Origin of the sequence: Alteromonas lipotrueae (genome assembly GCF_019249255.1) — a bacterium.
GTDB classification, from domain to species: domain Bacteria; phylum Pseudomonadota; class Gammaproteobacteria; order Enterobacterales; family Alteromonadaceae; genus Alteromonas; species Alteromonas lipotrueae.
Map to the genome: position 1 here is coordinate 39,350 of NZ_JAESDJ010000006.1, position 13,349 is coordinate 52,698.

The window sequence follows — 13,349 nt, forward strand, 5'->3', positions numbered from 1 at the left end:
TGTCTAAAACACGCTAAATAGGCCTATGGCAAGGGCTAGCCCTATAACCGGTACGACTACGGTTAATGCTGCGACTGCACCGTAGGCTGCCTTATGAGTTTCATGGCATATGGCGCGAATTGTGGTGACAACATACCCGTTATGAGGCAGTGAATCTAGCGCACCTGAAGAGATAGAAACAATACGATGTAATTGTTCTGGCTGCACGCCTTGGTCGAGATAATGCGGTGCTAGCAATGGCAGCGCGATGGCTTGGCCTCCTGAAGCCGAGCCGGTTAATCCCGCTATTACGCTAATCGCTATTGCAGCGCCAATTAACTCGTTGCCAGGGATTTGCGTCATTAGGGTTACCGTTTGCTGAAATGCCTCGGTGTTTTTGGCTATAGAGCCAAACCCTACTACTGCCGCAGTATTACCAATAGCGACCAGTGCCCCCGTGGTGCCGGTATTTATCGCCGCTTGTAAATTGTGAAAGTGGGCGTGGTTTATAACAAGCAAAGTAAGTACGCCTCCCCCTAAGGCTACAATAAGCGCAAGTTGCGCTAGTGCTTCATGTAAAAAGAAGGAAATACATAGCACCACAAGCAATGGAATAATGCCTGTGAGCGGGTGAGGGTAGTCTCGTTCGCGTATTTCAGGGTCGGTAATACGCGCTTCAAACTCCTCGCCATTAGCTATCGCTTTGCGGATCATTTTCGCCAGCCACCAGTAACCAAGCACTGCCATGAAAATAGCAACTACTAAGCTTACTTCCCATGCAGCAAAGGGCGACGTGCCCAAGTACTTAATAGGGATCCAGTTTTGGATTTCTGGCGAACCAGCAGAGGTCATGGTAAAAGTGACAGAACCAAAGGCCATGGCTGCGGGAATAAAACGGCGCGGCAAGTTAGCGTCTTTAAATAAGCTTACTGCCATGGGGTACACCGAGAAGGCGACAACAAAAACGCTCACGCCCCCGTAAGTTAAAATAGCGCAAGCCAGCACCACTGCCAACACGGCCTGTTTGTAACCTATACGTTGTATTATCCAACGAGAGACCGAATCGGCAGCGCCACTGTCTTCCATGAATTTGCCAAATAAAGCACCAAGCAAAAACATAAAAAACCATGCGGCGATAAAGCCTGAAAACCCACCCATGTAGGTTTCTACAAAGTTTACATCACCAATAAAAACAGACATACCGTTGGTTAATGCCACCACCAGTGCACACAAAGGGGCTGCAATGAATAGATTCATTCCCCGAATGGTTAACACTATTAATAGCACTAGTCCGCCTACCAGACCAATCATACTTAACATCATTATTTTTCCTTAAAAATCTGTGACCGCAGATTCTCCATAACAGTTAAGTTTATGTTTATATAGCGCTTATGTAGCTTTTAGTCATAACTTTTTATATCAATAATTGATTGGTGAAGTTATGTCCTAGGGCTAAAGTGTGGCGGTAGTGGCGCTAAATTCCCATAGTACGATGGTACTACATACGACGAGGGTAAAATTACCTAGAGTAAAGTTCGACCGCAGGCATTACATCCGACAGTAACGATAATTTAGAATTAAAAAAGGACACACTATGTCACTCACTACACACATGAAGCGTTACCCTCGCTCTATCTGTGCAGCAGCTGTTGCGAGCGCACTGTTAATTTCACCCACTACGTTTGCTCAAGACGCAGATGCTGACGAAAAAGGCAAACTGGAACGTATTGAAGTTACCGCACGAAAAACCGTTGAATCGTTGCAGGAAACTCCTGTCGCTATTACCTCAATTGGTGCTATTGAGTTAGCCGAAAAGGGCATAAGCGTACTCACCGAAGTTCAACAGTTCTCGCCGAACACTACATTGCAAACCAGCCGTGGCACGAACTCTACGTTAACCGCGTTTATTCGTGGCTTAGGTCAGCAAGACCCGCTTTGGGGATACGAGCCTGGCGTAGGTATTTACGTTGATGATGTATACATTGCTCGCCCACAAGGTGCGGTACTCGATTTGTTAGATGTACAGCGCATTGAAGTACTACGCGGGCCGCAGGGTACGCTTTATGGCAAAAATACTATTGGTGGGGCAGTTAAATATGTCACCAAAGAAATGACAGGGGAAACCCAGTTAAATGTGCAAGCTACCCTTGGTAGTTATAGCCAGCGGGATCTTAAGGTCACTGGGCAAATTCCACTAATAGAAGATACGGTGTATTTGGGCGTAGGTTACGCTAATTTAAATCGCGACGGCTTTGGCGAATATTTAGTAAGTGGATTAGACGGCCAAGATAAAGAAAACTATAACAAAGATTTATGGGCTGCTCGTCTTACCTTAGAAGTACACGCTAGTGATGATTTGTTTTTCCGTTTCGGCTGGGATAAAACCGAAGATACCTCGAACGCAAAAGGTGGCTATCGTCTTATCCCCAGTATTCTAACCGACGCGCCCGTGCCTGATTCAAAGTTCGATTCGTACACCAGTTTGCCTACCTGGAATAAAGTAGAACTTGAAGGGTATAACTGGCTAGCCCGATATAATGTAAGCGATAATTTAGAACTTAAATATGTAGGCTCACATCGCGAGAGTTACTCGCCTACAAATATTGATTTTGATAATACGGCATTGCCTATCTTTGATGTGCCCGCCGAGTATGACGATAGCAATGACACCCATGAATTACAGCTAAATTACATGGGAAATAGCTACTCGCTCGTATCTGGCTTATATCTTTATGATGGTGAGTCATGCGGAAACTTCGATGCGGTTTTAGGTGTGTTAGGTGTAGCGCTAGGCGCGCCAGGTTTAACACGTGAAGTAAGCGGCTGTAACAACTCAGAAAGTTGGGCTGCTTATGCGCAATTTAATTACGACATCAACGATAAGCTTTCTCTCTCACTCGGCGCCCGCTTCACTGATGAAGAAAAGTCGGCAACCGTAAATAACGGCTTAATCTTCGCCAACGTATACCCTTATACCGATTGGATTGATGGGTATGTTCGCCCTGATGGTGACTTAGTGCCTCAAGTGCTGGGTACTGACAGTGACGGTGATGGGGTATTTGAAGGACCTGCAGTGGAAAGCTGGTCACGCTTTACGCCGCGAGTTGGCGTGGAATACCAAATGAGCCGCGATACAATGTTTTTTGCGAGTTATTCGCAAGGCTTTAAATCGGGCACCTTTAATCCACGAGCTACGGTAAACGAGCCCGGGGTTGAACCCGAAGTAGTTGATAGCTACGAAGTGGGCATGAAAAGTGACTTAAACGAAGCATTGCGATTGAATGTAACCTTGTTTTCGTATGACCATTCAGACCGACAATACATTGGTATTGAAGGTGATTTAAGCGATCCAACTGCGCTAGATCAACGTTTGCGTAATGCTGCTGAAACGGCCGCAAAAGGCGCAGAAGTTGAAATGACGTGGGTAGCCTCGGATAACTTACAATTTGACGTGGCTTACGGGTATATCGACTTTGAAATTAAGAAAAACAATGCGATACCCCCTCTCATTGGTTTGGCTAGCACACCTGAAAATACATTGAACATTGGTGCTAATTATCTGCTTGAAACCGGCTTTGGCGATATTACGTTAAATGCCAACTACTACTATCGTGATGACTACTTGCTGTTTGAAACCAGCGATCTAATTGAACAAGATGCTTATGGCATGGTGAATTTAAGTGCGCGATGGGAAAGTGTAGAGGGCGACTGGTACGCAGGCCTTCATGTGAAAAACCTTGCCGACGAAGAATATTTGGTGGGTGGATATGATTTTGTTACCCGAGACGAAGACGGTAATTTCGGGCCGGGTCTAGGTGGTGATACCACGTTAATTGGGTATTATGGCGACCCACGTACGGTTCACGTTACGCTAGGGTATCGTTTTTAATATTGACAACTAGTATAACGGTTAGCGTTATAGTTAACGACCAGACATAAGCCGGAATATCATGTTTCGGCTTTGTTATTTGCGGCTACGTTTATTAGGTTATCGTATTTTACACCCTATATAGGCGCCTTTTAATACTAGGTATTTGTAACTATCGTGTTATTATGTGATTAACATTATTGTTACAATTGTGCGGCAGATATTAAAATGAAAATACGCGTACTTATTGCAGACGACCACCCCTTATTTCGAGCGGCAATGTGTCAAGCTCTTGGCGATATTGTGGGCCCAAACATACTGCAAGCATCCACGCTGAATGAAACCCTAAGTCAGCTTGAAGCTAACCCAGATATCGACTTGGTATTTTTAGACGTGAAGATGCCGGGTAACGATGGCCTGATAGGGTTGTCTGAGGTGCGTGCACGATTCCCCGATGTGTTGGTGGTAATGGTGACGGCATTTGAAGAGGTAAACCTTATTCGCAAGGCACTTTCTTTAGGTGCGTGCGGTTTCATTCCTAAATCGGCATCCATTGAATGTATAGCTGAGGCGGTTGAACGTGTACTAGAGGGCGAGCAATGGCTTCCTGAGTCGGTAGTGAATCTTACTAAAGATAACATTGAAGTTGACGATTTTAGCGTTAAGCTAGCCATGCTCACGCCTCACCAATTAAAAGTGCTGCGGATGGTAGCGGATGGGCTGTTAAACAAGCAAATTGCCTATGAACTGGATATCTCCGAGTCTACCGTAAAGCAGCACGTTTCAGCAGTATTAAGAAAGTTGAAGGTTATTAATCGAACGAAAGCAGGTATTGCGTTTAAACATGCTATGGCTGTACACGAATAGGTCTAAGCTATTAATTAAACAAGCCGATTTTAACTAACGCATCAAACAAACTCACGCATTAATAAGCATAACCTGTTAATGAAGCATAACCATTTATATTGTTCATCTGCTCATTTGCCTAATCATTACGTTTCAATTCATTTTTAAGCAAGCGCTTAAGGGCTAAAGGTTTAACAGGCTTGGGTAAATAATAAAGCCCTAAGTCGCTAGCAGCATCCCTAATCCCCTCACTTCTGTTTGCAGTAATTAAAACCCCCGATACCTTGCGCCCCCAAATAGCTTGTAATTGAGAAACAGCTTGCGTACCGGTTTCACCTGCATCTAAATGATAATCAACAAGAAGCAAGTCCGGTGGTGTAGGACATGTTTGTATCGATTCATTGGTATTCTCGGCAACTAGCACTACTGCGCCCCAATCAGAAAGTAAAACCACCATGGCTTGGGCTATTTGTGCATCATTTTCTATCAGTAGTATTCGCCTGCCGGCCAAAAACGGCTTAATTGGCATCGAGTGGGTTGTCGCTGCGCTTAGCTTTATGTCGTCACTGGTTGAGTTTGATTGAGGCTCTGCCGTTTCGGCATGTGCAACGCCCGCGCTTTTCATGTCTAAGTGCCCGTTGCTAGCTGAAATTTCAGCGCAAGGTACAGACACACTAAATTTGCTGCCCTTGTTTACTGTGGATACCAGTGAAATAGGGTGGTGTAGCAACCGGCCTATGCGCTCTACGATAGTTAACCCTAATCCCAAACCTTGGGCGTTTTGTTTTTCGTCTAATTGATGGAATTCATTGAAAATTTCACTTTGCTGGTGGCTAGGAATACCAGCTCCTGTGTCGTAAACACAAATATCAACTAGCGGCGCATTTGATCCCGAATTTAACTGAAAGCCTGATGGCATGTACTTGCGCCTTACCCCAATCAGCACCTTGCCGGCAGCAGTATAGCGTATCGCATTCGATAATAAGTTTTGTACAATACGGCGTAACAAGTTTTTATCGGAATGAATAACGAGTAGGGTGGGTACATAACGCAAGGTTAAGCCTTTAGATGCTGCTATTACACTAAACTCTTGAACGAGTGGCGCTAACATATCATCAAGTGCAAAATCGCTTGTTTGTGGAGCCAGCTTGCCCGACTCCAACTTGGTCATATCTAGTAACATAGTTAGCAGGCTTTCTGCACTATTAAGTGAGCTTACCACCCCCTCTGAAAGTGTGGCTAATTCACCACCTTTGGTTTTTTGAGCCAGCATGGCGGCGAATAAGGTAGCGGCATTAAAGGGTTGCATGAGATCGTGCCCAGCTGCGGCTAAAAATTTAGTTTTACTTTCATTTGCCCTGTCGGCTTCAAGTTTTGCATGCTGCAGCTCTTCAGTGCGGGCAGCTACGCGGCCTTCTAAGTCAAATTTAGCGCGCTCAAGGGCTTCTTGAATGGCAATGTATTCTGTTATATCACTGTAGGTTGTTACATATCCGCCCCCTGGAAGTGGTGAGCCGTTTAGCTCAATCACTTTTCCGTCAGGTTGTTTTCGTACGTACTTATACCGGCTGCCTTCTTTCATATAAACAATACGTTTATTAATTTCTTCGTTGCTTAGCGTGGCGTTACCGAATAGTCCTCGTTTAGCGTTGTAAGAAAGAATACTTTCAATCGACATACCGGTTTTAAGGAAAGCCCGAGGGTAGTCGAACATTTCAATATAGCGCTCATTCCACGCTAATAACTGCAGCTTTTCATCTAATACGCTAATGCCTTGCTCAATATTTTGTACCGACGATTGCAGTACCTCATGATTAAACTGAAAAGATTGCGACGCTTCTTCTACCCAATCTACTAATTCAGGCAAGGTCTCGTTTTTAGTTTCGGTAATAGCGCCTAGCAATATGCGCGCACTTGGCGTACCCACTTGAGCGCTGAGCAATTTTTCTGTGCGCTGCAGAAGGGTATGGTTTGCGTAACCAGAATTGGCATCATTAGCATCGGAGATATTCACAGAAAGTTGATTTACTAAAGCTTGATGAACATTGGGGTCTAGCACGCGCTTCGTTAACGCCGTTAAATCTTTAATGCGAATAGCAAAAGCAGGTGATGCAAGCGTTTCGTGTTCAATGCCATGAAGCGGGCGTTTGAACGTAATATAAGAAACCACAATAAAGGTGACGCAGTTCGCTAATAGAGAATAAGCAAACCCTATTCCTAGCTCGGCATCAGAAGGTGGGCTATTAAAGTAATAGCTCGACATTATGCTGGGGTACAGCAAGTACATTACCCAAAAGCTAAAGCCGGCTAGCAACGCGCATACGGCGGCAGATTTGGTACTTCGTTGCCAATAAATACCGAACATAAGCACAGGAAAGCACTGGCCTAGTAAGGCAATCGCAATAATACCGCTTTTTACTAAGGGAGCTGATTGGCTAACATTTAAGTGATACCAAAGTGCCACTGACAACACCACCAATACGGTAAGGCGCCGGATAGTTAAAATTTTACTGGGTTGCATAGTGTGATTGGGTTCAGCGCGCAAACGTAGCTTCAGCCACAACGGAGTAACTAAGTTGTTGGCTATCATGATGCCAAGGGCAAGCGTTGCAACAATGACCATGCTGGTAGTAGCCGATAGGCCACCAATAAAAGCAATAATAGAAACAGACATATTTTCTGCATACAGAGGAAGGGCTAATACATACGCATCGGAATTGACGCTTTGCGGCAGTAACACTTTACCAGCCAATGCCAAGGGAATAAGAAACACCGTCATACCCAATAGGTACAGGGGAAATAGCCAGCGAGCGGTTCTTAATTCTCCTTCGCCGTTTAATTCAACGAAGTTCATGTGAAATTGGCGCGGTAATACAAACATAGAACACACACCTAAAAGTACGTGCGATAAATACACCCATGGTGCCCTGTCGGCATAAATAACACTGCGCGCCGCGTCGCTACTGGCGGCTTGTGTGACTAAATCAAGCACGCCATCAAACACGTAAAAACAAACAAATATGCCCACCACCCAAAGTGCAACAAGCTTCACCACCGATTCAAAGGCAATGCTAAGCAGCAAACCTGGGTGCTTGTCGGTAAGGTTGAGCGTGCGTGTACCAAATACAATGGCAAAAATAGCCATTAGCCCCGCCACATATAAACTTACGTTTTGCGTTGAATGCTGAGTATCGGGTGTAATGAGGTTGATGCTTTTTGTGATAGCGTCTAGCTGCAAGGCGATATAAGGAATTACACCAATAAAGCACAGCAAGGTGATTAACGCGGCAATAAGGTGAGAGTGTTGATATTTAAGGCCAATTAAATCGGCCAACGAGCTGATATTGTGTTGCTGACATAACCGGCTAATGTGCAGTACCACGGGAAAAGCAAACGCCATGGTAAGGATAATACCCATATAAGTAGGTATGACGGCCCAACCGTATTCAGCCGCTTGAGATGTGGTGCCAAAGAACGCCCACGATGTGCAGTGAACCCCTAATCCCAAGCTGTATAAAATAGGGTGCTGTTGATTATCGCGTAGCCGCTTATCGCCCCAAAAGGCAATGGCAAATAATGCGAGCAAATAAAGGGCAACTACCGTTCCAACGGTCCAAATACTGAGCATCAAAATTCCCTAATACAATACGTATTAAAGTTAACATGTTTTTTACAAGGTGTGGGTGTGCAGCTCGCATTTATTGATCTATTTAAAAAAACGCAAAAACAAACCATAAAAATAGTGTGGTTACCCTTGAAGGCGGTTAAAGCAGCCCCATAATTAATCCCAACATAGACATTGCCTATGATTGAGTACGAGTCATTCATGGGTTTATGCAGTATAGACATTAACGTTTGGAGGAAAGCATGAGCGATAACCGCGACGTGCAGGCAGAGCAAGAAGTTTCTGGCGTAGACGAAACCGTACAAAATGCTGAAGTGATACAAGAAGAGCAATCTTCACCAGAAGCTGAATCAGATGCAACGCAGCGCATCTATGAACTGGAAACAGCACTTTCAGAAGCACAGGCAACCATTAAAGAACAGCAAGATAGCGTATTACGTGCCCGTGCTGATGTGGAAAACGCCCGTCGCCGCGCTGAAATGGAAGTAGAAAAAGCACGTAAGTTCGCATTAGAGCGTTTTGCGGGTGAGCTTCTTCCTGTTGTTGATAACCTTGAGCGCGCTATCGAATTAACCGATGGCGAGAACGAAGCGGTTAAGCCGTTGCTTGAAGGTGTAGAAATGACGCATAAAAGTTTCTTAAGCACTATTGAGAAATTTGGATTGAGCCTTATTGATCCGCAGGGTGAAACCTTTAACCCTGACTTGCACCAAGCTATGTCTATGCAAGAAAGTGCAGACCACGCACCGAATACGGTAATGGCGGTTATGCAAAAAGGGTATCAAATTAATGGCCGTTTGTTGCGCCCAGCCATGGTTATGGTTTCGAGAGCGCCTAGCGGTGGTGTAGATACGCAAGCGTAAATACGTCTTGCGGCATAAATTACACAAAAATGTCAGTTTTTTTACTGACAACTATTGAAAATAGTGCGGAATAACCCCACTAAAATTGTAGATTAAATAAATTTTTGGAGACACGTAATGGGTAGAATCATTGGTATCGATTTAGGTACAACGAATTCATGTGTCGCAGTGCTAGACGGCGACAAACCTCGCGTACTTGAAAACGCGGAAGGCGATCGTACAACGCCATCAATCATTGCTTACACAAACGACGGCGAAACTTTAGTAGGTCAATCTGCTAAGCGCCAAGCGGTAACAAATCCTGAAAACACGCTTTTCGCGATTAAACGTTTAATTGGTCGTCGTTTTCAAGATAAAGAAGTACAACGCGACATCGACATCATGCCTTACAAAATTGTAGGTGCAGACAACGGTGATGCATGGGTAGAAGCGAAAGGCGAGAAAATGGCGCCTCCTCAAGTTTCTGCTGAAGTACTTAAGAAAATGAAGAAAACCGCTGAAGATTATCTTGGCGAAGAAGTAACTGGCGCAGTAATTACTGTCCCTGCTTACTTTAACGATTCACAGCGTCAAGCAACGAAAGATGCGGGTCGTATTGCTGGTCTAGAAGTTAAACGTATTATCAACGAGCCAACTGCGGCTGCGTTAGCGTACGGTATGGACAAAAAGCAAGGCGATAACGTGGTTGCGGTATACGACCTTGGTGGCGGTACGTTCGATATCTCTATAATCGAAATTGATGAAGTAGACGGCGAGCACACGTTTGAAGTACTAGCAACTAATGGTGATACTCACCTTGGTGGTGAAGATTTCGATAACCGTGTAATTAACTACCTTGTTGACGAATTCAAGAAAGACCAAGGCATCGACTTACGTAAAGATCCGCTTGCTATGCAGCGTCTTAAAGAAGCCGGTGAGAAAGCGAAAATTGAGCTTTCTTCTTCACAGCAAACGGAAGTTAACCTACCGTACATCACAGCAGACGGTTCAGGTCCTAAGCACTTAGCGATTAAACTAACGCGTGCAAAACTTGAGTCTTTGGTTGAAGAGCTTGTCAAGAATACCCTTAACCCGCTTAAGCAAGCGTTGGCAGACTCTGATCTATCAGTAGGTGATATCCAAGATATTATCTTGGTAGGTGGTCAAACACGTATGCCATTGGTACAGAAGCTAGTTACTGAATTTTTCGGTAAAGAGCCACGTAAAGACGTTAACCCTGATGAAGCCGTAGCAGTAGGTGCAGCAATTCAAGGTGGTGTACTTTCTGGTGACGTTAAAGACGTACTACTTCTTGACGTAACGCCCTTGTCTCTTGGTATCGAAACCATGGGCGGCGTGATGACAGCACTAATTGAGAAGAACACGACTATTCCAACGAAGAAGTCGCAAACTTTCTCTACTGCTGAAGATAACCAGTCTGCGGTAACAGTACACGTGCTACAAGGTGAGCGTAAGCAATCTAGCGGTAATAAATCACTAGGTCAGTTCAACCTTGAAGGTATTCGTCCAGCTTCACGTGGTACCCCTCAAATCGAAGTAACTTTCGACTTGGATGCGGATGGTATCTTACATGTGTCTGCGAAAGATAAAGACACAGGTAAAGAGCAGAAGATCACAATTAAAGCGTCTTCAGGCTTAAGTGATGAAGAAGTCGAGAAGATGGTTGCTGATGCAGAAGCTAACAAAGAAGCTGATGCTAAGTTTGAAGAACTCATTCAAGCACGTAACCAAGCTGATGGCATGATCCACGCTACTCGCAAGCAACTTGAAGAAGTTGGTGATGCACTAAGTGCAGAAGATAAAGCGCCAATCGAAGAAGCTGTTAGCGCGCTAGAAACAGCGGTTAAAGGCGAAGACAAAGCAGACATCGAAGCGAAAACGCAAGAACTCATTCAAGCGTCTAGCAAGTTGATGGAAGCGGCTCAAGCACAGCAAGCAGGCGCGGCCGGTGAAGCGGGCGCTGAAGGTGCTGAGCAACAAGCAACTGGTCAAGCTGATGAAGACGTTGTTGACGCTGAGTTTGAAGAAGTCAAAGACGAAGATAAAAAGTAAGCAAACTGTTGCGATATGCCCGGTAAGCCGGGCAAACTTTAGCAGTTAAGGCGCATCAGGTTCACTTGTTGCGCCTTTGTCGTGTAATAAAACACGATAATAAATGTAGTTTCACAAGGGCGATAATGTGCTCGAACAACGTGCTTGTGATAATAATAGGTAGGATAAGTAAACACTATGTCGAAACGTGACTACTACGAAGTGCTTGGGGTAGATAAAGGCGCTGGCGAACGCGAAATCAAAAAAGCGTATAAAAAGCTAGCGATGAAATATCACCCAGACCGTACACAGGGCGATAAAGCCCTTGAAGTTAAATTCAAGGAAATCCAGGAAGCCTACGAAGTATTAAACGATGCGCAAAAGCGTGCCGCTTACGATCAGTATGGCCACGCTGGTGTAGATCCTAATCGCGGTGGCGCTGGCTTTGGTGGTGGTGGCGACTTCGGTGATATCTTCGGTGATGTATTTGGTGATATTTTCGGTGGCGGCGGTGCTCGCGGCGGTCGTCAATCACGTGCTCGTCAGGGCTCAGACCTTCGTTACAACCTAGAACTCTCGCTTGAAGAAGCGGTACGTGGCAAAAGCGTTGATATTCGCGTGCCTACATTGGTTGAATGTGAAGTGTGTGACGGTTCTGGTGCGAAGAAAGGCTCTACGCCCAAAACGTGCCCAACCTGTCATGGAAACGGTCAGGTGCAAATGCGCCAAGGCTTTTTTGCGGTTCAACAAACTTGCCCAACCTGTTCAGGCAAAGGCAAGATTATTGAAGATCCATGTAATAGCTGTCATGGCCATGGTCGTAAAGAAAAAACCAAAACCCTTAATGTTAAGATCCCATCTGGTGTTGATACCGGCGATCGTATTCGTTTATCTGGCGAAGGCGAAGCAGGAGAGAATGGTGCACCGGCAGGTGACTTGTATGTTCAAGTACATGTGCGTGAACACAAAATATTCCAGCGTGACGGCAACAACTTGTACTGTGAAGTACCATTAAGTTTCACAACAGCAGCGCTAGGTGGCGAGCTAGAAGTACCTACGCTCGATGGCAAAGTGAAACTTAAGATTAGCCCTGAAACCCAGACAGGACGTATGTTCCGTTTACGTGGTAAAGGCGTTAAATCGGTTCGAAGTGGCGCGGTTGGCGATTTGATGTGTAAAGTCGTGGTGGAAACACCGGTTAGCTTATCATCACGTCAAAAAGAATTGCTGCAAGAATTAGAAGAATCGATGGGTAAAGCATCAAGTAAACACAGTCCAAAAGCACAAGGCTTCTTTGACGGTGTGAAAAAGTTTTTCGATGATTTAACTAACTAAATTGTATCGCATTAAAAAAGCCCTCTTAGGAGGGCTTTTTTTTGTCCTAAACATCGGAAAAATACAAAATTTACATGCTAAAACCTTGCGCAAAAGGTGGGTATTCGTCAGGATAGAAACCAGACCAACACAACGAACAGGCATGGCGATAACTATGAGCAAGAATCTAGGAAAGATAATAAAGACCACGTTAGCTACCGCAACGTTAGCAACCGTTTTAGCTGGTGGTGCCATTGCGGCGACGGAAACATCAGAAGCCTCGTCAGAAAAGCACGCAAAAGCGGCGACGCAATACCGCCAAGCAATGTTCCAATTGATACGCAGCAATATGGGACCGTTGGGCGGCATGGCGAAAGGTGCGCTACCTTTTGACGAGTCTGTGATGATGACCAATGGCGTACGTTTGGAACAACTTGCAGATATGATGAGTGATTACTTGTCAGTCGATACACGTAAATTCAACGTCGAGACAGGTGCTAAAGACGCGTTATGGGAAAACTTCCCGGACGTAGAAACCAAGATTGCTGCTTTAAAAGAAGCCTCTATGGGCTTACAAGCGGCAGTAAAAGCAGGGGATGAAGGTGCTTATCGCGGCGCGATTGGCAAAATAGGTGCAAGCTGCAAGTCTTGTCACGACGACTACAAAAAAGACTAACCCTTTGAGTCATTCGCAGCGCATGAGCTTTCGTGCGCTGTTATTCATATTCCCTCATGTTTATCACTTTAAATATACGACTTATTTATACTGGCGCATAAATTCTTATTATATGTCAGGTGATTACTCATTTCTTATTGCAAATGT

General features: G+C 44.9%; 8 protein-coding genes. 6 read left to right on the forward strand and 2 right to left on the reverse strand.

All coding sequences use genetic code 11. The features are described from left to right. Positions 1–3: 3 nt before the first annotated feature. On the reverse strand, positions 4–1,299 hold the full coding sequence (locus KYS23_RS10055; RefSeq protein ID WP_218397144.1) for a GntP family permease: 1,296 nt from the start codon (positions 1,297–1,299) through the stop codon (positions 4–6). 274 nt (positions 1,300–1,573) lie between these two features. On the opposite strand from KYS23_RS10055, the gene KYS23_RS10060 reads away from it, so the two are divergent. Both KYS23_RS10060 and KYS23_RS10065 read left to right on the forward strand, forming a co-directional pair. Next, positions 1,574–3,868: a TonB-dependent receptor gene (locus KYS23_RS10060; protein ID WP_218418504.1), complete on the forward strand. Its 2,295-nt coding sequence runs from the start codon at positions 1,574–1,576 to the stop codon at positions 3,866–3,868. A gap of 207 nt (positions 3,869–4,075) precedes the next feature. Continuing rightward, positions 4,076–4,714, forward strand: coding sequence for a response regulator (locus tag KYS23_RS10065; RefSeq protein ID WP_159531249.1), 639 nt, complete (start codon positions 4,076–4,078; stop codon positions 4,712–4,714). Positions 4,715–4,832: 118 nt separating this feature from the next. Here the strand turns inward: KYS23_RS10065 and KYS23_RS10070 are convergent, their stop codons facing one another. Further along, positions 4,833–8,321: a hybrid sensor histidine kinase/response regulator gene (locus KYS23_RS10070; protein ID WP_159531247.1), complete on the reverse strand. Its 3,489-nt coding sequence runs from the start codon at positions 8,319–8,321 to the stop codon at positions 4,833–4,835. A gap of 239 nt (positions 8,322–8,560) precedes the next feature. Here KYS23_RS10070 and grpE point away from each other — a divergent pair, with 239 nt between their 5' ends. The 4 genes from grpE to KYS23_RS10090 all read left to right on the forward strand — a co-directional run bounded on the left by grpE (position 8,561) and on the right by KYS23_RS10090 (position 13,202). Further along, entirely contained in the window at positions 8,561–9,181 is a 621-nt protein-coding gene (gene grpE, locus KYS23_RS10075) for a nucleotide exchange factor GrpE (protein ID WP_159531245.1), read from the forward strand. A 117-nt stretch (positions 9,182–9,298) separates the two neighbouring features. Continuing rightward, positions 9,299–11,233: a molecular chaperone DnaK gene (dnaK, locus tag KYS23_RS10080; RefSeq protein WP_159531243.1), complete on the forward strand. Its 1,935-nt coding sequence runs from the start codon at positions 9,299–9,301 to the stop codon at positions 11,231–11,233. Positions 11,234–11,410: 177 nt separating this feature from the next. Then, a complete protein-coding gene (dnaJ, locus tag KYS23_RS10085; RefSeq protein ID WP_159531241.1) occupies positions 11,411–12,547 on the forward strand; it encodes a molecular chaperone DnaJ in 1,137 nt (378 codons plus the stop codon). 154 nt (positions 12,548–12,701) lie between these two features. Further along, the gene (locus KYS23_RS10090) at positions 12,702–13,202 is read left to right on the forward strand and encodes a c-type cytochrome (protein ID WP_218397118.1); all 501 of its coding nucleotides are present in this window, start codon (positions 12,702–12,704) and stop codon (positions 13,200–13,202) included. Positions 13,203–13,349 lie beyond the last annotated feature (147 nt).

What these genes read in the sequence shown, in the direction of transcription:
- KYS23_RS10055 (WP_218397144.1), bottom strand. Translation starts at nt 1,299, where the DNA reads ATGTTAAGTATGATTGGTCTGGTAGGCGGACTAGTGCTATTAATAGTG.
- KYS23_RS10060 (WP_218418504.1), top strand. Translation starts at nt 1,574, where the DNA reads ATGTCACTCACTACACACATGAAGCGTTACCCTCGCTCTATCTGTGCA.
- KYS23_RS10065 (WP_159531249.1), top strand. Translation starts at nt 4,076, where the DNA reads ATGAAAATACGCGTACTTATTGCAGACGACCACCCCTTATTTCGAGCG.
- KYS23_RS10070 (WP_159531247.1), bottom strand. Translation starts at nt 8,321, where the DNA reads ATGCTCAGTATTTGGACCGTTGGAACGGTAGTTGCCCTTTATTTGCTC.
- grpE (WP_159531245.1), top strand. Translation starts at nt 8,561, where the DNA reads ATGAGCGATAACCGCGACGTGCAGGCAGAGCAAGAAGTTTCTGGCGTA.
- dnaK (WP_159531243.1), top strand. Translation starts at nt 9,299, where the DNA reads ATGGGTAGAATCATTGGTATCGATTTAGGTACAACGAATTCATGTGTC.
- dnaJ (WP_159531241.1), top strand. Translation starts at nt 11,411, where the DNA reads ATGTCGAAACGTGACTACTACGAAGTGCTTGGGGTAGATAAAGGCGCT.
- KYS23_RS10090 (WP_218397118.1), top strand. Translation starts at nt 12,702, where the DNA reads ATGAGCAAGAATCTAGGAAAGATAATAAAGACCACGTTAGCTACCGCA.